This is a genomic window from Ferruginibacter sp. (assembly GCF_028288465.1).
Classification (GTDB): domain Bacteria; phylum Bacteroidota; class Bacteroidia; order Chitinophagales; family Chitinophagaceae; genus Ferruginibacter.
Genome location: NZ_JAQBNR010000024.1, coordinates 116,716 through 141,175 on the forward strand (window position 1 = coordinate 116,716; position 24,460 = coordinate 141,175).

Annotated in this window: 17 protein-coding genes; 8 read left to right on the forward strand and 9 right to left on the reverse strand. The window is 41.3% G+C overall.

Going from position 1 to position 24,460, the window contains the following annotated elements; translation table 11 throughout:
* Positions 1 to 217: 217 nt before the first annotated feature.
* Positions 218 to 1,366 carry a T9SS type A sorting domain-containing protein gene (locus tag JWR61_RS12445; protein WP_301928122.1) on the forward strand — a complete coding sequence of 383 codons (1,149 nt, stop codon included), beginning with the start codon at positions 218 to 220 and terminating at the stop codon, positions 1,364 to 1,366.
* A gap of 184 nt (positions 1,367 to 1,550) precedes the next feature.
* Positions 1,551 to 3,716: a M43 family zinc metalloprotease gene (locus JWR61_RS12450; protein WP_301928123.1), complete on the forward strand. Its 2,166-nt coding sequence runs from the start codon at positions 1,551 to 1,553 to the stop codon at positions 3,714 to 3,716.
* A 96-nt stretch (positions 3,717 to 3,812) separates the two neighbouring features.
* Here JWR61_RS12450 and JWR61_RS12455 read toward each other — a convergent pair whose 3' ends face one another.
* Together JWR61_RS12455 and JWR61_RS12460 are read right to left on the reverse strand one after the other, a co-directional pair.
* The gene (locus tag JWR61_RS12455; protein ID WP_301928124.1) at positions 3,813 to 4,106 is read right to left on the reverse strand and encodes a protease inhibitor I42 family protein; all 294 of its coding nucleotides are present in this window, start codon (positions 4,104 to 4,106) and stop codon (positions 3,813 to 3,815) included.
* A 245-nt stretch (positions 4,107 to 4,351) separates the two neighbouring features.
* The gene (locus tag JWR61_RS12460; RefSeq protein WP_301928125.1) at positions 4,352 to 5,695 is read right to left on the reverse strand and encodes an alpha-amylase family glycosyl hydrolase; all 1,344 of its coding nucleotides are present in this window, start codon (positions 5,693 to 5,695) and stop codon (positions 4,352 to 4,354) included.
* 436 nt (positions 5,696 to 6,131) lie between these two features.
* Between JWR61_RS12460 and JWR61_RS12465 the strand changes: the two genes are divergently transcribed.
* Positions 6,132 to 7,871 carry a GMC family oxidoreductase gene (locus JWR61_RS12465; protein WP_290336124.1) on the forward strand — a complete coding sequence of 580 codons (1,740 nt, stop codon included), beginning with the start codon at positions 6,132 to 6,134 and terminating at the stop codon, positions 7,869 to 7,871.
* A 143-nt stretch (positions 7,872 to 8,014) separates the two neighbouring features.
* Positions 8,015 to 8,686 carry a gluconate 2-dehydrogenase subunit 3 family protein gene (locus JWR61_RS12470; RefSeq protein ID WP_301928126.1) on the forward strand — a complete coding sequence of 224 codons (672 nt, stop codon included), beginning with the start codon at positions 8,015 to 8,017 and terminating at the stop codon, positions 8,684 to 8,686.
* 204 nt (positions 8,687 to 8,890) lie between these two features.
* On the opposite strand, the gene JWR61_RS12475 is transcribed toward JWR61_RS12470, so the two are convergent.
* A complete protein-coding gene (locus tag JWR61_RS12475; protein ID WP_301928127.1) occupies positions 8,891 to 10,162 on the reverse strand; it encodes a serine hydrolase in 1,272 nt (423 codons plus the stop codon).
* 319 nt (positions 10,163 to 10,481) lie between these two features.
* Between JWR61_RS12475 and JWR61_RS12480 the strand changes: the two genes are divergently transcribed.
* From JWR61_RS12480 to nudK, 4 genes are all read left to right on the forward strand, one after another.
* Positions 10,482 to 11,813 carry a Gfo/Idh/MocA family protein gene (locus JWR61_RS12480; RefSeq protein WP_301928128.1) on the forward strand — a complete coding sequence of 444 codons (1,332 nt, stop codon included), beginning with the start codon at positions 10,482 to 10,484 and terminating at the stop codon, positions 11,811 to 11,813.
* Between the two features lie 232 nt (positions 11,814 to 12,045).
* Positions 12,046 to 12,627, forward strand: coding sequence for a Crp/Fnr family transcriptional regulator (locus JWR61_RS12485; RefSeq protein ID WP_301928129.1), 582 nt, complete (start codon positions 12,046 to 12,048; stop codon positions 12,625 to 12,627).
* A 66-nt stretch (positions 12,628 to 12,693) separates the two neighbouring features.
* Positions 12,694 to 13,050 (forward strand): hypothetical protein, encoded by a 357-nt coding sequence (locus tag JWR61_RS12490; RefSeq protein WP_301928130.1) that lies wholly within the window; start codon positions 12,694 to 12,696, stop codon positions 13,048 to 13,050.
* Positions 13,040 to 13,621 (forward strand): GDP-mannose pyrophosphatase NudK, encoded by a 582-nt coding sequence (gene nudK, locus JWR61_RS12495; protein WP_301928131.1) that lies wholly within the window; start codon positions 13,040 to 13,042, stop codon positions 13,619 to 13,621. The genes JWR61_RS12490 and nudK overlap by 11 nt, the downstream gene beginning before the upstream one ends.
* A gap of 101 nt (positions 13,622 to 13,722) precedes the next feature.
* On the opposite strand, the gene JWR61_RS12500 is transcribed toward nudK, so the two are convergent.
* The 6 genes from JWR61_RS12500 to rpoC form a co-directional block, all read right to left on the reverse strand.
* Positions 13,723 to 14,358, reverse strand: a complete 636-nt coding sequence (locus JWR61_RS12500; protein ID WP_301928132.1) for a LysE family translocator — start codon at positions 14,356 to 14,358, stop codon at positions 13,723 to 13,725.
* A gap of 103 nt (positions 14,359 to 14,461) precedes the next feature.
* Positions 14,462 to 14,836, reverse strand: coding sequence for a GtrA family protein (locus JWR61_RS12505; protein ID WP_301928133.1), 375 nt, complete (start codon positions 14,834 to 14,836; stop codon positions 14,462 to 14,464).
* Entirely contained in the window at positions 14,836 to 15,945 is a 1,110-nt protein-coding gene (locus JWR61_RS12510; protein ID WP_301928134.1) for an alkaline phosphatase family protein, read from the reverse strand. The genes JWR61_RS12505 and JWR61_RS12510 overlap by 1 nt, the downstream gene beginning before the upstream one ends.
* Before the next feature lie 355 nt (positions 15,946 to 16,300).
* Entirely contained in the window at positions 16,301 to 18,061 is a 1,761-nt protein-coding gene (locus JWR61_RS12515; protein WP_301928135.1) for an ABC transporter ATP-binding protein, read from the reverse strand.
* A complete protein-coding gene (locus JWR61_RS12520; RefSeq protein WP_301928136.1) occupies positions 18,042 to 19,796 on the reverse strand; it encodes an ABC transporter ATP-binding protein in 1,755 nt (584 codons plus the stop codon). The genes JWR61_RS12515 and JWR61_RS12520 overlap by 20 nt, the downstream gene beginning before the upstream one ends.
* 236 nt (positions 19,797 to 20,032) lie before the next feature.
* A complete protein-coding gene (gene rpoC, locus JWR61_RS12525; RefSeq protein WP_290336136.1) occupies positions 20,033 to 24,325 on the reverse strand; it encodes a DNA-directed RNA polymerase subunit beta' in 4,293 nt (1,430 codons plus the stop codon).
* Positions 24,326 to 24,460: the final 135 nt, after the last annotated feature.

The window sequence follows — 24,460 nt, forward strand, 5'->3', positions numbered from 1 at the left end:
CTTAATATTTAAAATGCCCGGAATGCCCCGCATTTTTTAAAATTTAGTAAGATTTATAATATATTACAACAACCACTTGCACACTATGAAACCTGAGCCCGATTGCTATGAAAATAATACGAAATATATTAGTCAGGTATTTACCTTGTTTATTAAACGGTTTGGGGCAGATAGGCATAATCCAAAAAACTACTGTACATTAGTAAAAACTTGCTGCATGAAGAGATTTATACTTTTACTTTTTAGCATATGCTATTTTAATCTAGCGCATGCTCAAAACCTGGTCGTAAATTCTTATGCAGAGGATCTTCCCCGCGGCACCGGATGGACGATCATAAGCCAGGGTGCTTCCACCTGCCTGTTGGTTCCAACAAATAATTTTCTTAACTGGACTATGATCCCGGATGGCTCCGTCAACTATCCCTATGATCATACTACAGGTACAGCCGGAGGTACGGTATTTTACTCAGGATGCAGTCCGTTTTTGCAGGGCCCATTTGAGTTGAGACAAGATATTAATGTGTCAGCAGACGCAATTAATATTGATGCCGGTACTATGCCCTATGTGTTTAGCGGCTATATTCAAACACCCGTTAGCAACCAAACTGACCAGGGCCGTTTTATTGTAGAATATCTTGATGGAACCAATTCCGTATTAGGGTCCAGTTACACCAGCAGCTGGCAATCTTATTTTGGCGGCTCCGGCAGCAGTTGGGTGGGTTATACCGATACAAGAGTTGCGCCAGCCGGCACCCGCACCATAAGAATTAGAATGCAAACACAAATATTGTTCAATCCTCCGGCTATCAATGTTTATTTTGATGACATTACGCTGGTAAAGCCTGTAGCATTACCGGTAAAACTGACTTCCTTTACTGCAAATGAAAATGGAGGCAGCATCTACTTAAACTGGAAAGTAAATAATGAGGTTAACCTGCAGAAATACGAAATAGAGCAAAGCTATAATGGTACTGACTTTAGACTTATAGCTGCCTTAGCGGGAGGCAGGCTTTCTTATAACTATGTTGATAAGAACCAGACACACAATATGGGTACCTTATATTACCGTTTGAAAATAACGGATGGCAATGCAGTCACTTATAGCCCAATTATTCATATTTCCAGTACGGTTTCGCCATTAATTGTGCTATCGCCTAACCCTGCAAAAAATTATTTTACTATCAGCGGAGCTAAATCGACTGGAACCCTTGATGTTATTGATGCCAATGGTAAAATAGTTGAAAGGGTCATTCTTGTTACGCCAACAGCGAAAATTAATATTTCAACTTTACCTTCCGGGATGTATTTCGTGCGATTCACCAGTGGAAAGACAACTGTTTTCAGAAAACTGGTTGTACCCAACTAACTTTTTCTTTAATGCATTGTTAACCGCAGGAGTAAAACAATTTCATTGGCGTATATTTACTGTTTTAATATCAATACTTAAATCGTCATCCGGCCGTTAGAATAACCGATACAAATGAACCTTTTACCTTTTGTTTTTTTTAGTAATTGTAAGCTGTAGTAATTTTAAAATATAAAATTTAGTAATGAAAAATATACGGGTAGTGCTTTGTCTGCTGCTGATAAATGGACTTTTTTCAGGAGCATTTGCTCAAAAAAACAAGCAGCCTGCAAAACAGGAGCAGTGCGCTACCATGGTGCGTTTGGAAGAAAAATTTAAACGCAATCCCTCCCTTAAACCCAGGTTTTATCAGCAACTGAATGTTTTTAACAAAGCGGTCGCTGACAAGGTGGCCAGGCAAAAAGAGCAAAATGTTACTGGAGTTGAAAAGCCCACGGCTGTATACACCATTCCTATTGTATTTCATATTGTGATGTCTAACCCTGCGCAGGTAACAGATGCGCAAATATTATCGCAACTGGACGTTTTGAATAAAACATATAATGCATCCAATACTGACATTAGTAGCGTTCCTGCCTATTTTAAACCCCTGATCGGTCAGGCATCTGTTCAGTTTTGCCTGGCACAACGTACTCCGACCGGCGACATTACAGACGGAATTGAAAGAATCGTTACAAGAAAGACTTCTTTTTCAAATTCGGATGATGGCGTAAAGCACACAAGCTCAGGTGGGGCCGACATTTGGAATGGAGATAAATATTATAATGTTTGGGTGTGTGTACTGGCCAATAATTTACTCGGCTATGGTACTTTCCCCAATGACGGCGCGCCGTTGGAACAAGGTGTTGTAATTGACTATCATTCCCTGCCGGGCGGATCATACGCTAATTACAATGGTGGTAAAACACTTACCCACGAAACCGGTCATTACTTTAATTTGTTCCATATATGGGGCGATGATAACGGTGCCTGTACCGGCAGCGATTTTGTAGACGATACGCCCAACCAGGGAGATGCGTCCACTGCTTGTTTTACAGGTATAAAACTGGATAGCTGCACAAAGACCGGTAACGGCATTATGTACCAAAATTTTATGGATTACAGTTTTGATCAATGCCTGCTGCTGTTTACAAAATTGCAGGCCGTGAGAATGCAAACTGCCCTGCTTACCTACCGCTCTTCATTAACTACTTCAGATGGCTGCACGCCCGTTGTTCTTAAAACACTGGACGCACAGCTAAAAACAATTGACGCTCCGGTTCAGCGCATTTGCACCAGCTCATTTACACCACAGGTAACCATCAGGAACAAGGGAACACAAACGCTCACCTCATTGACCATTGAAACTGTTATTGATAATGGCGCCCCTGTTATTAATAACTGGACAGGATCCCTGGCATCGCTGGCCACCAGTGCTGTTACGCTGAAACCAGTCACGATCGGATCGGGTACACATCAAATAAAAATATTTGTAACAGCACCCAACGCCGGAACCGATCAGTTTACAGGCAACGATACACTTACTAACATTGTACAATATGCAGATGCCGTTGCGTCTGTTTCCGAAAGTTTTGAAGGATCGGTATTTCCTCCGGCAGGCTGGGATATTGTTAACCCCGATCAGTCAATTACCTGGGAAAAAGTAACCGGTGTTGCCAAAACCGGCAATGCGAGTGTGGGCATCAATAATTTTGATTATACCAATACAGATGAGCAGGATTACCTGAGATTGCCTGAACTTAATTTTGCAACGGTGGACTCTGCTTTTCTCACTTTCCAGGTAGCTGCATCTACCTATACACCGGTAAGCACGGCGGGTAATAACTGGGATACGCTGGAAGTACTGATCAGTAAGGATTGTGGCCTAACCTATACCAGTTTGTATAAAAAGTGGGGGGCAACCCTGGTAACAACAGCCAGTGAAACAACCGAATCGTTCAGGCCTGGTGCCAACGAATGGAGAAGAGATTCTATCAACCTTACTCCTTATGTAAATGATGGAAAAGTTTTGCTGGCGTTTAGGAATACCAATGGATTTGAAAATAACATTTACCTGGATGACATCAATGTGCGTACCATCACGATCAATCCCAATCTTAAAGCAGCCGGCTTCCTGGTAACCCCCAATCCTGCAAAAAGCAACATTGCCGTGCAGTTTTATCCTAACCCAGCCGACCTGAAAAGCATCCAGCTATTTAATCTTTTCGGACAAAAACTATATCAGGCAAATATTTCGGGTGCAGGGGCTTCGTTGTACAACGTCGACATAGCCCGGTATCCTGCAGGAACTTATATAGTTCGGGTTATTTTGGGAGACAGGGTTTTGGTTAAAAAGGTCATTAAACAATAAATGCAAAGCATTCACATAAAATAGAAAAAAGGATCCTCCAGAGCAGTATCCTTTTTTTGTGCACTATCTCACGCGTGTTGTTGCGCAGGCAATCTGTCAGTTAATTTCAATTATATAATCCATTTTTTTTATGGCCGAAGTTTCAGCTTCCCAATTACGATATTGAATAAAACTGGCATGTACAATACCTTTCTTTAAAGCGGTAACAGTAAATATTTCATCATGGCTGGCACCAACTGCATTGCTTCGCATCGGCTCAGTATCCATTCTTTTTTCAACTTTCACTTTTGAGTCATCATCAAGGTTACATTTCCACAAATAACCTGCTGTACCCAGCCCGGCAAAGCGCAAATCTTTTTTTTCGTTAACAGACAATTTTATCGCAGGCATATATATATCATTTTAAAGTGTAGATGTACAGGCACAAAAATGGTGCAGAAAAAAATTTTGCACGATAAAAGCTGCCATTGTTACGAGGCATAAATTGTGTCACCTGGTAATTGGCATCATCGCGGAAAAAATGGAAAGGCTTATCTATTTTGCAGATGAAAAATTAGCAGCTTTTCAAAATGATATGTAATATGGTGCTGAATATCATTTGAGTGAAAAATGAATTTCCCCATATTTTATGGCTGTTAGTCGGCAGCAGGCACATACACAACATATCCTCTTGGCGGCGCCCAAAAATCAGCGTTGCCATATCCATCGCTCCATTTCGCAATGGGCAATCCGGCAGCATCATCGTTTCCACAAAAAGCTTCCGGAATAAATTTGGTTTGCGCCCATTGTGTATTAACCTGCCTTCCGTTCCAACGTCCGGAATTATTTAACACAAATACCAATCCCTTTTGCTGCGCATTACCATGCCGCTGCATAATGTACAAATCATTATCGCAATACAATATGGCTGTTTTTCCACCGGCATATAATTCATGTATTGCAACAAGTGCCTCAATTCCATTTTTACTTCCAGTTCTTGCCAGGCCGTAATTAAAATAATCCTGCCAAAACACGCAGGGATATCCTTCGTGCGTAAGTATGTAAGCATAAGCCAGTATCTTGTCGCTGACGATGGGATCTTGCCTGATGATGTCATGATTTTCCACAAAAGTAACTGCACAGGAAGCTGTTCCGTCTGTCAGCAATGTGCCTGCTTGTGTAAGGGTTTGTAAACTGAAACCATAACTATCACAAAGGCTTTTCAACCTGCCGCGAAGGGGAAAGTCAAACGCTGCAACAGGATTGTCGGTAAACACATTGGTTTCTCTCAGCCATTCCGAAATATTGCCATCAGAATCCCAGTACTCCCCCACACCAAAAGGTGAAAAATTGGTCTCGCCATTTTTTTTATACAACCTGTCAAGAATGGCGCTTATCATCCAGCCACCATAGCCTTTTACAAAATCGTACCGCAATCCGTCAAAACCTATGTCTTCTATCACCCAGCGGGCGTATTCCATCAGCTCACTGTATACATAGGGATTGTGATGGCATAAATCGGGCATGCCTTCAAACACTTCTCCGTCCCATCTTTCAAAATAAGATGGATGATAGCAAGACCAATCTCTTGAAAATTTCCCGCTGCCGGGATCGTATTTTGTCCAGCGTTTTTGCCCGTCGAACAAATTTACTTCCTCTTCATCTGCGCCACTGGTATGGTTCAATACCATATCAGCATATACCTGCATGCCGTTTTGATGAATAGCTTTTATCAGCTTTTCCAAATCATTTCTTGTACCAAACCAGGTAGGTACAGATCCTTTCTGATTGATGTCTCCCAGGTCGTAATAATCATACGGATCATAACCCATAGATAAACCACCTAAATTGGCAGCCTTGCATGCAGGAGGCAACCATAGAGCTGAAAAACCTGCCTTGCTAAGTTCTGCCGTTTTTTCGTTTATGAAATTCCACCATTCAAATTCTTTGTTTTCCAACCGTGGACAATCCCAGTAGAAAGCCTGCATCATTACGCCCATACTATTGTTTTTTATTTTTATACTTACAATGCCAACTTGTTACCTGTTGTAACTGCCATTGCCCAGGCAAATGAAAACAATGGTCAATAAAGAATAAATTAAAATGGCAGAAGCAAAACTGAAAAGTCGCAGAAAAAAATCTGAATACTAACATAGATTTTTTTTGCAACAAATACAATGATGCAGCTTATTTTATTAATTTATAAAAACACAGCAAATTCAAATTATTCCGCCTGGCCCGGACATAAATTGATGCTGCCTGTGTAACAAATTCGATGATTTTTTTATACTTAATCCAACATGGCTCGCTAAACATTCCAATTATCCAATAAAAACATAAAAAGATCAACCTGTCCGATGCTATCACACAAAACTTTTGTATTTTTCCTTTTAGTATTTTACTTTTTAAGCTTGTTAAAAAAATTTAACTCTTTACATGGGCGATAGTTTGCAAATTAAAAAACAACCCAAACAATACGATGCAGTTATTGTTGGTTCAGGTGCCGGTGGCGGCATGGCGGCTTATGTGCTTGCCAATGCAGGTTTAAAGGTTTGCCTTTTAGAGGCAGGCGCTAATTTTGATCCTGCCATCCATTCCTCACAATTAAAAAATCCATGGGAATCTGCCCGTCGTGGTGCAAGCACCAAGTTCCGCCCATTTGGCGATTTTGATGGCTGTTACCATGGCTGGGATATCGAGGGCGAACCCTTTACCCATGCCCCCGGCGATAAATGGGAATGGTGGCGTGCACGCATGGTAGGTGGCCGTACCAATCACTGGGGAAGAATTTCGTTGCGTTTTGGACCCAATGATTTTAAACACAAAAGTATCGATGGCTTGGGTGATGACTGGCCAATTAGCTATGAAGATGTAAAACCCTATTACGATAAGATTGATAAAATGATCGGTGTGTTTGGCACCAATGAAGGATTGCCCAACGATCCGGATGGTTTTTTTCTGCCACCTCCCAAACCCAGGTTGCACGAAATTTTTATAAAAAATGCGGCTACCAGCGCTGGCATCCCGGTTATTCCTTCCCGCTTGTCAATTCTCACCAAACCAATTAATAAGGATCGTGGGGCATGTTTTTTTTGCGCCCAATGTGGCCGTAGCTGCAAAGTATATGGCGATTTTTCTTCTTCGTCTGTTTTAATAAAACCAGCCGTTGCTACCGGTAATGTGGACCTTATTACCAACGCAATGGCAAGAGAGGTTATGACCAATGCGGCAGGTCTTGCCACCGGTGTTTCATATGTGTTGAAAGATGATATGCAGGAATACCAGGTGCAGGGTAAAGTGGTGATTCTTGCAGCCAGCGCCTGCGAAAGTGCAAGGCTGATGCTGAACTCAAAATCTGCTGCACACCCCAATGGCCTTGGTAACTCAAGTAACGTGGTGGGTAAATATTTGCATGATTCAACTGGTGCTGCAATGGGTGGCTATTTACCAAAATTGTTTGGCCGTAAACGCTACAATGAAGACGGTGTTGGTGGAATGCATGTATATACGCCGTGGTGGGGAGATAATAAAAAGCTGGATTTTGCCCGCGGTTACCACATTGAATATTGGGGAGGTATGGAACAACCTGCATACGGTTTTGGTATGGGCGTACAAGGCCAGAATGGTAAAGTGCCGATCAATGGCAAAACAAAAGAAGCCGGTGGCTATGGCGCTTCCTTAAAAGAAGACCAGCGTTACTTATATGGCGCTTCTGTTGGTATGGCTGGTCGCGGCGAGGCTTTAGCGCTGGCAAGCAATTATTGCGAAATTGATCCTAATGTGGTGGATAAATTTGGTATTCCTGTATTGCGTTTTAATACCAAATACAGCAGCCAGGAAGTGAACCAGGCCAAGCACATGAAAGAATCTTTCAGGGAAATTATGCATAAGATGGGCGCTGTAATTACCTGGGGCGATGACAATGCCGACAATCAATATGGCCTTGCCAACCCTGGAAATATCATTCACGAAGCCGGTACCATACGCATGGGAGATGATAAAAAAACTTCCGCTCTAAATAAATGGAGCCAGGCACATGATTGCAAAAATTTATTCAATGTGGATGGGGGTCAGTTTGTATCGCAGGGAGATAAAAACATTACCTGGACTATCCTGGCTTTATCTATGAGAGCAAGTGAATATATTGTTGATCAGTTGAAAAAACAGAATATTTAAATTGGGGCAAGTACTTCAATTTGAGGGCTGAAGTTCAATTGAAATAATACAGTACAAGAGGGCTGATCAACGATAATGATGATTGTTGATCAGCCCGGACAATTTTTTTTAATACTGCATAAATAATTTATAAAAATATTTTTATGGACAGACGTAAATCGATCAAAGCTTTATTAGTCGGCACGGCAGCTACCGGTGTGTTAATAGAGAGTTGTAACCCAACCGATAAAAAAGCGGCTACGGCTACGATAACAGAACCCGCAGCAGCAGTAGATTTGAGCCGTACAAAGGAAGAACTGGAAGTAATAAAAAAACTGAATGAGCAAATCTTTTTTACTAAAGAAGAAATGGCTACCATCACCATTCTTTCAGATATTATTATACCAAAAGATGCCGTAAGTGGCAGCGCTACGGATGCCAAAGTACCAGAGTTTATTGAATTTATTGTAAAAGATATGCCTGAACACCAGGTACCCATGCGGGGTGGATTACGTTGGTTGCAGATTGAATCGCTGAAACGCTTTGAAAAATCGTTCAACGATATTGACGAAAAACAACGCTTAGCCATTGTGGATGATATTGCCTATCCGAACAAAGTAAAGCCGGGCATGCAACCAGGTGTTTCGTTTTTTAATTTGATGAGAGACCTTACTTGTACCGGGTTTTATACTTCAGAAATTGGAGTTACAGACATCGGTTACCAGGGCAATAAACCCAACCAATGGAACGGTGTACCGGATGATGTATTAAAACAGTACAATGTGGCTTACACGGAGAAAGAACTGAAGGAATGTGTAAGTTTTGATAAGGCCTAGCGTAGAATAGTCCATGAATAAGGGGAACTTGATGACAAGGCCTGGCAATCATGAAAGCTGATATTTTTTCGTATTGTTGTCAGCACTTCAATAATAAAGTATAAAAACGGGGAATGACCTTTGTTGGATTATTCCCCATTTTCTTTTCTGTAAAAACTTGTCAGTGAAAGGCAGCTTTAATTCAAGTCATCCGTGTTCCTGGCGTTAATCGTTCAACGCCGAATAAGCCATTACTTTAAATTTATCTGCCAGTTCTCCATGACTGGTATTAAGTAATTGCCTGTAAAATACAATCACCATCTTTTCTTTGGGGTCTACCCAATAAGAAGTTTTAAAAGCGCCGCCCCAGCTGAATGTTCCGACCTGCGACGGGTTAGTCCCACTCCCCTTCTCTGTAACCACCGAGAAACCGAGACCAAATTTATCATTGCCAAATGGCACGTCGCCAATCTGGTTCATTGTCATTATTCTCACCGTATTACGGCTCAATATTCTTTTACCATTGTAAATACCCCCGTTTAGCATCATTTGCAAAAACACTGCATAATCATAGGCGGTAGAAGACAGACCGGCGCCACCTGAAAAATAAGTTTTCTTACGCAGGGGATAGTCAATATGCCCGCCCAATGCTTCGCCTGTTAGCTTTTGCAAAGTGCCGGTGGAATCTTCACTGTACATATTCACCAGCCTGGCTGCTTTGGATGCGGGCAAATTAAACCAGGTATCGTTCATGCCAAGCGGCTCAAAAATTCTTGTCCTGAAAAAATCTTCCAGGCTCATGCCCGACCAGATTTCAACCAAATCGCCCAGCACATCTACATTTAACCCATACGTAAATTTTTCGCCCGGCTGGTGCATTAAAGGCAACTTTCCTAACCGGTTCATGGCATCCGCTAATTTATCGCCACTCACGTCAAGCCCGGCCGTTATGTTATTTTTTGCATAAATGGCATTGGCTTCTTTACTACCAATTTGGGCATAACCGATTCCAGAAGTATGCGTCAACAGGTCACGAATAGTCGCCTGTCTTTTGGCTGGCACAGTGGTATAAGAACTGTCTGCTTCATTAAATTTATCCAGCACTGTTTCGCTGGCATACGCCGGGATATATTGTGAAATCGGATCATCCAGTAAAAATTTCCCCTCTTCGTATAACATCATTACCGCCACACTGGTAATGGCTTTCGTTTGTGATGCAATGCGAAAGATATCGTCTTTTTTCATCGCTTGTTTACCTGCAATATCATTATAACCTGCAGCTTTATAATATACTATTTTGCCATTGCGTATCACCAGGCCTACTGTACCGCTTACCCAGCCTTTTTTAGCCCAGTCGTTCATCTGGTCATCAATTCTTTTTAACCTGTCTGTTGAAAATCCAATAGCTGTAACATTGGTGGCAGGTTCAATTTTTTGTGCGGTTGCCGTACAGGCAATCAACAATACCATCACCAGGAATCGTGTTCTTAATGTCATAAGTTTCATTTTACAGTTGTGCTTTAAGATAAAGAAAAGTATTAAGCAATCTTACACCTGTATCGCCGATAAACAATATATCCTGCGCAAGGGTCTGAAATAAAACTAAGGAATTTTTTCTTTGCAGATCAATTTGACATGAATGAATCAAAAAAATGCGCTGACCCAAACAAACATTTAGTTACTACAACAGAATTTTAGTAAGTTTATGTTTCAAAAAACGATTGCAGAAAAGTCAAACGGACATTTGTAAATATCCAATACACTTCTTCTTTCAATTCGATTAAAACAATTCTTTTCTCTTTCTAAAAAAACGAATATGTCATCACGAAGAAAATTTTTAAACCAATCATCTGCGCTGGTTGCTGCAGGTGCATTAGCCTCTGTATTTGATAACAAAGCCTATGCTTTTTTTAAGAACCGCATAGCGCCCAGTGATCAGTTAAATATCGGTGCCATAGGCATCAACGGTATGGGTTGGGCTGACGTTAAAGCGGCGCTGAAAGTGCCGGGCGTAAACCTGGTGGCTGTTTGCGACGTAGACAAAAACGTCATTGATAAACGCCTTGGCGAACTGGGTGAACTGAAGATAGATGCTTCCAAAATAAAAAGATACGATGACTACCGCAAACTGCTGGAACAAAAAGATATTGATGCCGTAATTATTGGTACGCCTGATCATTGGCATGCTTTGATAATGATTCATGCTTGTGAAGCCGGTAAAGATGTGTACGTTGAAAAGCCGGTGGGCAATTCCATTGTTGAATGCAATACGATGGTAGCCGCACAGCAACGCTATAAAAAGATTGTACAGGCGGGGCAGTGGCAGCGCAGTCAGAAACATTTTAAAGATGCGGTTGACTTTGTACAGAGCGGGCAATTAGGTAACATACGCACCGTAAAAGTCTGGTGCTACCAGGGCTGGATGAAACCCGGACCAGTTGTGCCAGACAGTGCGCCACCCGCAGGTGTAGATTACAAACAATGGTTGGGACCAGCTGCCATCAGGCCATTTAACAGCAGCCGTTTTCATTTTAATTTCCGTTGGTTTTGGGACTATGCCGGTGGGTTGATGACCGACTGGGGCGTGCATCTGCTGGACTACGGATTACTCGGAATGAAGGCTGATTTGCCCATCAGTGTAGTTGGTCTTGGTGGACGTTTTGCTTACCCGGATTTGTATGAAGAAACGCCGGATACTTTGACAACCTTATATGAATTTGATAAATTCAATTTGGTATGGGATTCTGCAATGGGCATTGATAACGGCTCGTATGACCGCGACCATGGTATTGCTTTTATTGGCAACAACGGAACGCTGATTCTAAACCGGGGCGGCTGGGAAGTAATAGAAGAAAAGCAAAGCAAGAGCAAAGTTATCATGCCATTTAAAAAACCATCAGACAACGGCCTTGACATGCATATGGTGAATTGGGTGGGCGCTATCAAAAGCCGCAATGCTGCTGATTTGCACTGCCCGATACAAGCTGGTGCGCATGTTGCAACGGTGGCGCAAATGGGTAACATCTCTTACCGCAGTGGCAAAAAGTTATTGTGGGACAGAACAAAGAGCGCTTTCACAGATGAAGCCATCAACAAAGAATATTTAATGAAGGAATATCACAATGGTTATACGCTTCCAAAAGTGTAATGGCCAAAAGATTGTAGGATTGCGTTGTGATATTTTACTGCTTTATTACTGAAAGTGCACCTTGATTATTTTTACTCTTTTATGATTGCCGGCATTTGCAAATTGCCGGCAATTCTTTTTTGAGACCGAATCTGTACGGTTAACTTTAAAGGGATAAAATTCGTCTTAATAAGGTGTACATCAGTTGACTTTAGAATCATTTGAGTTTTTAATTTTCATCCCAAAATAGTATATGGCTTACGATCTTATCTTACAAAATATAGCCAAACATATCAGTTTAACACCTGCCGAGAAACAGTATTTCACTTCAATGCTTAAGTCGGAGGAGCTAAAAAAGAAGGCGCTTGTTTTAAGAGAAGGACAGTTATGCAACAACATTTATTATGTAAGCAGTGGTATACTAAGAGCCTATCATCTTGACAAAGATGCCAAAGAAGCTACCATCATGTTTGCTTTATCAGACTGGTGGATTACGGACATGTTTTGCTTTATCAATTGCCAACCAGCCATGTTATTTATTGAAGCGGTAGAAAACAGTTCCATTGTGGGCTTGCAGAAAAAAGACCTGGATCAGCTACTTATTGAAGTGCCGAAATTTGAAAGATTTTTCAGGATCATAATGCAGAATGCTTATATCCGGGAACAGTTAAGGGTTATACAAAACCTGTCACTTTCAGCAGAAGAAAGATACCATAGCTTTCTCACCAAATACCCGCAAGTGGTAAAACAGGTTACACAAAAAAAAATAGCCTCTTACCTGGGAATTACACCGGAATTTTTAAGCAGCCTGAAAGTAAACAAGACAAAAAATTAGATTCTTAATATACCTTAACTCCTTTGCAAATTTCACTTGCTTTCTTTGTAAAAAAATAGACACGTTATGCTGATATTAATTGCAGGCCCCTACCGCAGTGGCACCAACGATGATCCGGAATTGATGCGCCAAAACCTGGCTAACCTGGAAGCAGTCTCATTGCCTTTGTTTCGTTTAGGTCATACCCCGATGATTGGTGAATGGGTTGCCTTGCCTTTGCTAAACCTTGCAGGTTCGGCAAAGGTGGGAGATGCTGCCTATGAAGAAATTTTATATCCTGTGGCTCACCGCTTACTATTAAAATGCGATGCTGTATTTCGCATTGAAGGCGCCTCCAAAGGTGCTGACGAAGATGTAAGGATTGCGAAAGAAAGTGGTCTTAAAATTTATTACCGTTTAGAAGATGTTCCCCATGCAGAATAATAAGGTAAAAATTATTAACAAGGAAGTATTATCCAGCAACTGGTACACGCTTAGAAAAATAACTTACGATTATTTGAAAAAAGACGGTACCTGGCAGACCCAAAGCCGCGAAGCTTATGACAGGGGTAACGGCGCTGCCATTATGCTTTACAACAGTTCGTTAAAAACAGTCATCCTAACCCGACAGTTTCGCATGCCTACATTTATCAATGGCAACGCAGACGGCTTGCTGATTGAAGCCTGTGCCGGTTTGCTGGACAAAGACAATCCGGAAGATTGCATCAAAAGAGAAACGGAAGAAGAGACGGGCTACAAAATTAATTCGGTTAAAAAAATAATGGAAGTTTATATGTCCCCCGGCTCGGTTACTGAAATGCTGTATTTTTTTATCGCCGAATATTCGCATGCAATGAAGCTTGCCGAAGGTGGTGGCGTTGCACAGGAACAGGAAGAAATTGACGTGCTGGAAATGCACATCGAAAACGCCCTTAAAATGATTGATACCGGGGAAATTAAAGATGCCAAAACAATAATGCTGTTGCAATATTTACGGCTGAAGCATATTTTATAATTGGGCCATATCTTGCCCTGCTGTAATGCAAATAATTTTTTGAAATAATTCACTGACAATTGGCCACTTATGGAAAGGCGATTTACGAAAGAAACGGCAACCTATTTTTGAGTTGCGAACGCCACTTTTATACCGAGCGCTACCAATGCAAGGCCGCAAATTTTGTTGATGTAGTTTGATACCGCCGTATTATTTTTTAACCTGGAAAAAATGGCCGCTGCAAAAATTGCCAGCACCAGGCACCAGATCATTCCGGTTGTTATAAATGTAAGGCCGAGCAATAAAAAAGGGAGCACCGTATTTTTTACAGCAGGATCGATGAACTGTGGCAGAAAAGCGATAAAAAACAGCGCCACTTTTGGATTGAGCACATTGGTTATAATTGCGTCCCGGTATATTTTCAGATAGTTTGCCCGGCCATTTTTTACGGCCATGTTGGTATTCAGCTGGCTTCTGTCGATTAGCATTTTATAGCCAATGTATAATAAATAGGCCGCCCCCGCATATTTTATAATATTGAAAAGCAGGATGGACTTAGCGATGATAACAGAGAGCCCCAAAGCCGCCAGCAAAGTGTGAATGACACTTCCGGTACCAATGCCCAGAGCAGACATAATACCAGCCTTTCTACCTTGCCCGATACTTTTGGTTAGAATAAAAATAGTATCGTTGCCGGGGGTTAAGTTTAATAAAATACCCGTCATTAAAAAAGTTGTAAAATGTACAATGCCGGTCATAATGTTTTTGTTGATAAGTAGCAATCTTTTACTGCTGTCGCAAAACATGCATCTTTTACAATTCAACAAAGAAAAGAATTTTATTTTATGATAGCCTGAAAAATCAAACAAACACAAATTTTTTGGAGACAAAATAAGTATAACTAAGTCCCAGTAATACCGATACAATTATTTTGGAAAGCAAATAATGCAAATGCAGAAAATTGGTGAGTAGAAAAACGCCCAGGGCGGCTAACGCAATATTACCAATCCACATCAATATGAATTTAATAACCTGTAATGAAGTGTTTTGATTTTTACTTTGGGTAAACACCCAGTTTCTGGAAAGTAAAAATTGGGCCAGGGCGCCTGTTACATTACCAGCTGCATTTCCCGCAATATACCAGCAATGAAAAGCTTCTACCAGTAAAACAGTCATTGTGAAATCAGCCATAGAACCAGCTATCAGGGCAAGCTGGGTTTTCAGGAAGTGATACATTACTTACCTTTTGCTGTTAGTCCGGCTACAGTAGGTTGATCTTTTATGTGAACGGGCAAAGCTGCAGCTACGCTATGTTTCGCTGTAAAGGTAACACCGAGCAGGGCTGCAATAGTAGCTGGAAGTTGCTTTTGATATACCTGCTGCTTTTCGCTGCACTCTCCCAACGGGCTAACGCCTGCTCCAATCATAGCAAGCCACGTTTGTCCTGATCCTTTTACCCAAAATCCATGTGCAGACCAGGTGCTATTTTTATTCCCTCGTCCATGATCTGTAGTAATAATGAAAGTAGTATTATTCCTATACACCGGATCTGTTTGAACAGCGTACCACAATTCACCAATCATGGCATCGGCCTGGTGTATTTTTTGAAGATAGGTGTCATATTCACCTTCATGCGCAAACTCATCTGTTTCTCCAAAACCCAGGTACATTATTTTAGGGTGATGTTGCTGCATGTAATTTTTAGCGCATTCAAAAGTAAGCAGATCGTGCCTTGTATTGCCCTTGGAATATATGCCTTGTTGCACACCATTAATTATTGCACTGATGCTGTCACTTTCTTCCAGCACTTCATAGCCACCATTTACCGGGAGCGATCCATTTTTTTCATTTAATATAAACGGCATTACCTGCCATGAACAAAAGGCAGCTACCTGTCCTTCATATTGCGACTGATCATTTAGCCACTGCAGCACATTACTGTGGCGGTTATTCACTTGCAGGTTGGGTATTAAAAGTTTATCGGCATAACCTGTAAACATTTCACTATAACCAGGATAAGATATCTTATACAGGTTGGCTACATTCACATTATTATCCAGATCCCGGTTGCCCATCAGTTGGCCTTGTTGCGCCAGTACAGACCAAAAGAATGGCATCAGCCTGCGTCGTCTTTCTTCTGCATTGCCCTGCCCATATTGCTGCAGCATCAACGTAGAATCCTTTACATATTCGCTATTGCGTAATAAGGCTTCGTCGGCTCCTTTAAATATTTCCTGCCACCTCGTGCCATCCAGTGTGATGAGAAAAATATTTTGTGCGGGTGCTTGCGCAAATGAAGCAGAAGTAAATGCAGCCAGAAAATAAACACAGCAAAGTAGTTTCATAACAAAGGTTTTACAAAGAAACCTTTCTAATGTAAACAGGTTATAAAGAGAAGATTAATTAATGGTTATCTGTTTTGAATGCGTACCTGCTACCGGAAAGGTCTTTAATACATCCTTCAACAAGTATACCATTTGAAAAAAAGATAAATTCGTTTTTAGAACTATTCCTTCTTTGCTGCATTTATAAGTGTATGCAATCCGATTTATAAATTTCGAGAGGTGAATATTCCTCATTGTGTAGAAATGAAAAAATAATGCTATCTGTATGCTGGCAAAAATTATTTCATCTTTTCAACTTCGTTACAAAAAAGAGGAAATCGACTGATGCGTCCGGTTATCACTTCTTCGGAAAATTTCAACTTTGCCGCTCACCATGCAACAGCATATTCACTGCATGATCGAAAGAGCCGGCACGGATTACCTCGCCCGCATTTACAAAAAATATTTCATCCGCATTTTGAATCGTGTTTAAGCGGTGTGCAATAATAACACGTGTGGTAGTAGCAGGTAGTTTATTTAAAATGTCCTGCAATATTTGTTCGGTGATGGTGTCAATATTAGCGGTGGCTTCATCCAAAATTAGTAACGCCGGGCTGCGCAATACGGCCCGCATAAAAGCAATCAGCTGCTTTTGCCCAATGCTAATGCTGTCTCCGGAATTCACTTCTGTATCCAATCCTTTTTCAAAAATATTCAGCAGACTTTGCAGACCAGCGGCTTTAATAGTCGCCTCCAGTTGCTCATTCGAAAAGCCAGCATAGGCTTCATTGCTGTACAAAATATTTTCTCTAACCGTGCCGGAAAACAAAAAGGGTTCCTGCAAAATAAAACCAATTTTTTTTGACCGTTCGGATGCCGCATACGTACGGATATCCCTGTTCTCCAGCAACACCTCTCCCTTTACCGGATCATACAAGCGGGCTATAAGTGAAGCCGTGGTCGTCTTGCCGCCACCGGTAGGGCCAACCAAAGCATACGTCTTTCCCTGCTCAAGTTTGAAGTTGATATTGTGCAAAATCTCTTTTCCTTCGTCATAGCCAAATGAAACGTTCCGGAATTCCATTATAGCATCGCTGGGTTTTTCAATTGTTTCGGAAGATAACACGGGCAGGTCGCTTTCTAAATTTAGTATGTAAGAAATCCGGTCCCAACCTGCCATCGCCACCTGGAAGTTAGCCCACAACGCTGCGAGTTGCCGTAGTGGATTATAGAAGTTAACCGCATAGGCAAGATAACTTACCAACAGACCGATTGAAAACTGGCCGGTACTGATCAGGTAAATGCCAAATGTTAATACCACCAGTTGAGCAACAGCGGCAAAAAAGCCATACACAGGTATAAAAACATTATTAGCGATGCCGGCAGCAATGGCGCTGGTATAATTTTTATTATTGGCTTCTTCAAAACGGTTTTTAAAATAGTCTCTCCGGTTAAAAGCAATGATTACCTTAAAATTATGCAGGCTTTCCTGTATCTCTGCGCTAAGTCCGCCTGTGCGCTGCATGCTGAGCGCATTTCTCTTCTTTATCCACGGCGAACTGAATTTGGTAAAAATAAATATCAGCAAACCCGGCAACAAAGTAGCCACGCCGAGTTTAAAATTGATGATCAGCAAAAATATTCCTGCGCCAACCATGGTAGTAATGGTGCCGATAAACTGCATCAGCGACTGCGAAAAAAACTGGTTGATCTTATCCGTATCATTATTAACCCGCGATATTAAATCACCGGCTTTATTCTGGTTAAAGAAACCCACAGGCAATTCCTGCAGTTTATTAAAAACCGTATTGCGCAATTTAAACAGCATCCGCTGGCCTACACCGCCCATCATTCTTGTTTGCAGGTAACTGGCCACAAAGGCCACCAGGTACATCCCCAACAGTATGCCGGCCCAAACCATCACTCCATGAAAATCCTTATGCACAACATAAGTATCAATTACATGACCAACAATAAATGGTGCCAGCAGGTTAAGACAGGAATTGATAAAAATAGCCAGCAGTGCACCCAGCATATTCCGGCGTTCTTCCGTAATCAGGTTCAACAGTTTTTTCAGCGCACCCATCGTGGATGCCTTTGGCTGCTGTTCTGAAATATCATTGAGGTTGTAGTTCATAATTGCTGGTGCTCTGCTGTGAATTGAAAATCTGGATGTATTCCGGGCTCTGTTTCATTAAATCGCTGTGAATACCTGTGGCAACAATTTCACCTTCCATCAATACAATTATCTGATCGTATTCCTCCGCAGCAGATATTTTTTGAGTAACAGAAATGAGAGTGATACCGGGATAATTGTTGCGCAGGTTATTCAAAATTTTTGTTTCTGTATTGGTATCCACTCTTGCCGTAAAATCATCCAGCAATAATATTTTAGGGTTCACCGCCAAGGCTCTCGCTAACATAATACGTTGCTTTTGCCCGCCCGAAAGGCTGGTGCCCCTTTCCGACACTACAGTATCTAGTTTGTTGGGCAGTGTATCAATGAAATCTTTTAACTCTGCTGTTTCAATCGCTTTGGCTAGAGATTCATCTGTAACCAAATTACTAAAAGCAATGTTTTCCCTGATGCTCATGTTAAAAAGAATGCTGTCCTGAAAAACAAAACCAACCTGGCTATAAAAATTTTCCTTGTTGTATTTTTCAATAGCTGTTCCGTCAAATCTGATAACGCCTGTTGCAGGTTGTATTAAACCGGTAAGCAGGTATAGCAACTGTGTTTTGCCTGCAGCTGTAGGGCCTATTACCGCAAGCGATGAACCCGCAGGCACCGAAAAACTAATCTCCTTTAATACAGGTTTTTGCCCGTACAAAACAGATACCTTTTCCACGTCAATTCTGCCCAGCAAAACACTTTTTACAGAAGTAGTATCTGGTAATTCCGGCGTATTAAGCACACTGCTGATGCGTTGATAGCTGGCCGTAGCCTGGGCTATTACATTACTCATAAACCCTATCACCAGGATGGGGAAAATCAGCAGGGCCAGGTAACTGTTAAATGCCGCAAAGTCTCCCAGCGACATAGAACCGGTGATAACAAAATGACCTCCCATGGTCAGTATCGCAAGACCAGCCATGTTAGCAGTAAAAATAATAACGGGTATCAGGCCGGCAAATAATTTAAGTATACTCATTCCCAACGTTTTCGCCTTGGTATTGGCATCCAGAAATTTTTCATATTCCAGTTGTTGGGAATTGATGACCCTTATAATAGCGGCGCCTAAAATACTTTCGTTTATTACTTTATTCAGCCGGTCAATTACCTGACGGCTCTGTAAAAATATTACCCTTACCTTCTTCAATACAAAAAAGAATGCACCACCAATAATGGGCACAATGGCAACAACTGCGAGCGCCAGTTTCCAGTTGATAGAAAACAATAACACACATGCCCCGATGATAATAATGATAGATGATGCTATAGACACAATAGCCTGTGATACAAACATTTTTATAGAGTCTACATCGGCCGTTAAATTGGTAAGCAGTTTAGACGGATTGTTTTCTTCAATATAAGAGTGGCTTTGTACAGATATTTTATGGGCCAGCCTGGTACGCAAATCCCTGGCAACTTTTTCTGAAGCATAAATCTGAACAAGACCCTGTAACCAGGTAAAAATAAAAATAATCACCGCGGCAGATAAAAATTTAACGAGCACCTGCTGCAGCACATAATTTCTGGGATAAGCATCAATGGCTCCGGCAACTATTTTAGGTAAAAAAAGATTGATACCATTGCTTAGCAGGGCGAACAGCAAGAGTAAAAAGATCATACCCTTGTAAGGCCCAAGCAGGCTGAATACGCTGGCACCTTTCTGCTTACTTTTACCGTGCGAACCTGCTTTGTTTTCCATATTGATGGGGGTTAATAATTTGGAAAAATAATCAAAAAAAAATTAGCACCGCTTTGCTATATTTTTTTATTTATCAACGGCTTTTATAACGGATGACGAACAGCTATGTGAAATATTTTATTGGGGGACTGCCAATGTAGTTACAAAAAAAAGAGAATGCTTTTTACCGTATTGTCAAAAAAAAAGGAGCAAGACTTTCATCTTACTCCTTTAAGCATTTTTATTACCTGAATAAATTATTCTTCTTCATCAAAGCTCATCGCTTCCTTGGTTGTCATCAGCAATTCGTATTCTTCCTTGCTTCCAACAATCATGTTTTCGAATTCACGCAAACCTGTACCTGCCGGTATCGGATGGCCGGTGATAACGTTTTCTTTTAATCCCTGCATCAGGTCCAGTTTACCATTGATGGCTGCGCTGCTCAACACCTTGGTAGTTTCCTGGAACGAAGCGGCAGATATCCAGCTCTGAGTTCCGAGAGATGCCTTTGTAATACCCAGTAACAACGGTGAAGATGTCGCTGGTTTTGCATCACGGAATTCAACCAGTTTTTTATCTGCTCTTCTCAGAATAGAGTTTTCTTCCCGTACATCACGCAGTGTAACAATCTGGCCAGTTTTTAATTTGGTACTTTCTCCATGTTCAGTAACAACTTTTTTGTCGAAGATGTTATCATTCTCTGTATTAAAGTCCAGTTTATCTTCTGTATCACCTTCCAAGAATATAGTATCACCCGCATCTTCAATGGTTACTTTACGCATCATCTGGCGAACGATTACTTCAACGTGTTTGTCGTTGATCTTCACACCCTGCAAACGATATACTTCCTGGATTTCATTTACCACGTATTCCTGTACTGCAAAAGGCCCCTTAATTGCCAGGATATCTGCCGGTGCTGTCTGACCATCACTTAATGCAGCGCCTGCTTTTACAAAGTCACCATCCTGCACCAGAATCTGGCGTGTCAATGGAACCAAGTATTTTCTTACAACACCATCTTTTGCTTCCACGATAATTTCCCTGTTACCACGTTTGATATTGCCGAAAGTAACCACACCATCAATTTCACACACCACCGCAGGATTGCCCGGGTTACGTGCTTCAAACAATTCTGTTACACGAGGCAAACCTCCCGTGATATCCTTCAGTTTACTTAATACCCTTGGAATTTTAACCAGTACCTGTCCTGCCCTTACGGTGTCGCCTTCTTCCAAAACAATATGGCTACCTACCGGCAAGTTGTACGATTTGTGTTCCTTACCTTCAATGATGATCGAAGGCAATTTGGTTTTATCTTTTGTTTCAATTACTACTTTTTCTCTGTGGCCTGTTTGCTCATCCGCTTCTTCACGAACTGTTACACCTTCAATTACAGCTTCAAATTTAATAGTTCCAACAATTTCTGAAACAATTACGTTATTGAACGGATCCCATGTACAGATAACTTCTCCTTTGGTAACTTTCTGTCCGTCTTTTACATTCAGTGTAGCACCGTAAGGCACGTTATTGGTAATTAGTAAACGATCATTTTTTACATCCATGATACGAACCTCACCGGTACGACCAATAACCACATTTACTTTTTTACCTTCAGCATCTTCAGTTGCAACTGTACGTAAACCGTCAAATTGAATTGTACCGTCAAACCTTGCTGGCATTGTAGATTCTACAGAAGCAGAACCTGCCACACCACCCACGTGGAAGGTACGTAAGGTTAACTGTGTACCTGGCTCACCAATACTTTGTGCCGCGATGATACCGACAGCATCACCTCTTTGTGTTGTATAACCTGTTGCCAGGTTTTTACCGTAACATTTTACACAAACACCACGCTTGCTTTCGCAGGTTAACACTGAACGTATTTCCACGGTTTCAATGCTGCTTTCTTCAATGCGCTGTGCAATTTCATGTGTGATTTCTTCATTGGCACTCACCAGTAATTTTTCAGTGATCGGGTCAATAACATCATGTAAGGATGTACGGCCTTCGATTCTGTCACTCAGTGGTTCAATGATATCTTCATTATCTTTCAAAGCACTTGTTGCAATACCACGCAATGTTCCGCAATCTTCATCTTTAATCACTACATCCTGCGCCACATCCACCAAACGGCGTGTTAAGTAACCGGCATCCGCTGTTTTCAAAGCCGTATCCGCCAAACCTTTACGTGCACCGTGGGTAGAGATAAAGTATTCCAATACATTCAAACCATCTTTAAAGTTGGAAAGAATCGGGTTCTCGATAATCTCACTTCCTGATGAACCTGATTTACGAGGCTTGGCCATCAATCCCCTGATACCAGCCAGCTGCTTAATCTGCTGCTTACTACCACGGGCTCCTGAATCAAGCATCATGTACACAGAGTTAAAACCCTGTTTATCTGCGGCTAGTTCACGGATCAGTGTTTCTGTAATTCTTGTATCGACACGACTCCAGATATCTACTGTTTGGTTGTAACGTTCATTATTGGTAATTAAACCCATATTGTAGTTTTCCCAAACTTCGTCCACTTCAACTGTAGCATTGTTAATCAATTCTTGCTTAATATCGGGAATAATAAGATCATTGATATTAAATGACAATCCTCCACGGAACGCCATGCGGTATCCCAGTGTTTTGATATCATCCAAAAATTTAGCAGTGATCGGAACGTTTGTCCATTTGATGATGTCACCGATAATTTCTCTCAACGATTTCTTTGTCAACAGTGCATTGATAAAACCTACCTGTTTTGGGACATGCTGGTTAAATAAAACTCTACCAACAGTAGTATCAATTAATTTATAGGTCAATGTGCCGTCATCATTTCTGTAGTTGGCCTTTACCTTAATGTGTGCATGCAAATCCAACTTCTGTTCGTTGTAAGCTATAATCACTTCTTCTGCAGAATAAAATGCCTTGCCTTCGCCTTTTACTTTTTCTGTTTCAGTTGATTTTTTACCCTTAGTAATGTAATACAGACCTAATACCATGTCCTGTGAAGGAAGGGTGATTGGGGTGCCATTCTGTGGGTTCAAAATGTTGTGAGAAGATAACATCAGCATCTGCGCTTCCAGTACCGCAGCATTACTCAATGGCACGTGCACAGCCATCTGATCACCATCGAAATCCGCGTTGAAAGCTGTTGTTACCAACGGATGCAACTGGATCGCTTTACCTTCAATCAATTTTGGTTGAAAAGCCTGGATTGACAAACGGTGAAGTGTTGGGGCCCTGTTCAACATGATCGGGTGACCCTTCAAAATATTTTCTAAGATATCCCAGATAACAGCTTCTTTTTTATCTACCAGTTTACGGGCAGACTTCACTGTTTTTACGATACCTCTTTCAATTAATTTTCTAATAATAAATGGCTTAAACAATTCAGCAGCCATGTCCTTTGGTAAACCGCACTCATGCATTTTCAACTCAGGTCCTACCACAATTACAGAACGACCTGAATAATCCACACGTTTACCTAACAGGTTCTGACGGAAACGTCCTTGTTTACCTTTCAAAACATCACTCAATGATTTCAATGCACGTCCACCTTCTGCCTTTACAGCATTGGATTTACGGCTATTATCAAACAATGAATCGATGGCTTCCTGTAACATACGTTTTTCATTACGTAAGATTACTTCCGGTGCCTTGATCTCCAACAATCTTTTCAAACGGTTATTACGGATAATAACACGACGATACAGATCATTCAAATCGGAAGAAGCAAAACGGCCACCATCCAATGGAACCAATGGACGTAATTCTGGCGGAATAACAGGAATGTATTGCATTACCATCCACTCAGGACGGTTGTTAATTCTTGTATTAGCATCACGGAAACTTTCTACAACGCTCAAACGCTTCAAGGCGTCTGCTTTACGTTGCTGAGATGTTTCGTTGGCTGCTGAGTGACGCAGATCAAAACTTAACTGATCCAGGTCGATACGCTGCAACAAATCATGCACCGCTTCAGCACCCATCTTGGCGATGAATTTATTAGGATCTTCATCAGAAAGAAACTGGTTATCTTTTGGCAAAGTATCCAGGATATCCAGGTACTCTTCTTCAGTTAACAAGTCACCAAAATTCTGTCCTTTATCAGCACGGATACCAGATTGAATTACCACGAAACGCTCATAGTAAACAATAGTTTCCAATTTCTTGGAACTCATGCCCAGCAAATAACCAATTTTATTTGGCAAAGATTTAAAATACCAGATATGCACAACAGGCACCACCAGTTTGATGTGCCCCATTCTTTCACGACGTACTTTCTTCTCTGTTACTTCCACACCACACCTGTCGCAAACAATACCTTTATAACGGATACGCTTGTACTTTCCGCAGGCACATTCGTAATCTTTTACCGGGCCAAAAATTCTCTCGCAAAACAAACCATCTCTTTCGGGCTTGTAGGTACGATAGTTAATGGTCTCAGGTTTCAACACTTCACCGAAGCTTTTTTCCAAAATGCTGTCGGGAGAAGCCAAACCAATAGTGATTTGAGAAAAAGTTGATCTGGGACGATTTTCTTTTTTGAATGCCATATTTTGCTAATTGATAATTTTTTAATTGATAATTGATAATTCCTTTGGAACGATCATTTAACCTTAACTCAACATCGTTGTGTCACTCACTTGTACATTTTCAGCTATGAGCAACCAGCATACGAATGGTGAATG

What these genes read in the sequence shown, in the direction of transcription:
- JWR61_RS12510 (WP_301928134.1), bottom strand. Translation starts at nt 15,945, where the DNA reads ATGAAACTACTTTGCTGTGTTTATTTTCTGGCTGCATTTACTTCTGCT.
- JWR61_RS12490 (WP_301928130.1), top strand. Translation starts at nt 12,694, where the DNA reads ATGCTGATATTAATTGCAGGCCCCTACCGCAGTGGCACCAACGATGAT.
- JWR61_RS12450 (WP_301928123.1), top strand. Translation starts at nt 1,551, where the DNA reads ATGAAAAATATACGGGTAGTGCTTTGTCTGCTGCTGATAAATGGACTT.
- JWR61_RS12515 (WP_301928135.1), bottom strand. Translation starts at nt 18,061, where the DNA reads ATGAACTACAACCTCAATGATATTTCAGAACAGCAGCCAAAGGCATCC.
- nudK (WP_301928131.1), top strand. Translation starts at nt 13,040, where the DNA reads ATGCAGAATAATAAGGTAAAAATTATTAACAAGGAAGTATTATCCAGC.
- JWR61_RS12480 (WP_301928128.1), top strand. Translation starts at nt 10,482, where the DNA reads ATGTCATCACGAAGAAAATTTTTAAACCAATCATCTGCGCTGGTTGCT.
- JWR61_RS12520 (WP_301928136.1), bottom strand. Translation starts at nt 19,796, where the DNA reads ATGGAAAACAAAGCAGGTTCGCACGGTAAAAGTAAGCAGAAAGGTGCC.
- JWR61_RS12500 (WP_301928132.1), bottom strand. Translation starts at nt 14,358, where the DNA reads ATGACCGGCATTGTACATTTTACAACTTTTTTAATGACGGGTATTTTA.
- JWR61_RS12485 (WP_301928129.1), top strand. Translation starts at nt 12,046, where the DNA reads ATGGCTTACGATCTTATCTTACAAAATATAGCCAAACATATCAGTTTA.
- JWR61_RS12455 (WP_301928124.1), bottom strand. Translation starts at nt 4,106, where the DNA reads ATGCCTGCGATAAAATTGTCTGTTAACGAAAAAAAAGATTTGCGCTTT.
- JWR61_RS12475 (WP_301928127.1), bottom strand. Translation starts at nt 10,162, where the DNA reads ATGACATTAAGAACACGATTCCTGGTGATGGTATTGTTGATTGCCTGT.
- JWR61_RS12505 (WP_301928133.1), bottom strand. Translation starts at nt 14,836, where the DNA reads ATGTATCACTTCCTGAAAACCCAGCTTGCCCTGATAGCTGGTTCTATG.
- JWR61_RS12460 (WP_301928125.1), bottom strand. Translation starts at nt 5,695, where the DNA reads ATGGGCGTAATGATGCAGGCTTTCTACTGGGATTGTCCACGGTTGGAA.
- JWR61_RS12465 (WP_290336124.1), top strand. Translation starts at nt 6,132, where the DNA reads ATGGGCGATAGTTTGCAAATTAAAAAACAACCCAAACAATACGATGCA.
- JWR61_RS12445 (WP_301928122.1), top strand. Translation starts at nt 218, where the DNA reads ATGAAGAGATTTATACTTTTACTTTTTAGCATATGCTATTTTAATCTA.
- JWR61_RS12470 (WP_301928126.1), top strand. Translation starts at nt 8,015, where the DNA reads ATGGACAGACGTAAATCGATCAAAGCTTTATTAGTCGGCACGGCAGCT.
- rpoC (WP_290336136.1), bottom strand. Translation starts at nt 24,325, where the DNA reads ATGGCATTCAAAAAAGAAAATCGTCCCAGATCAACTTTTTCTCAAATC.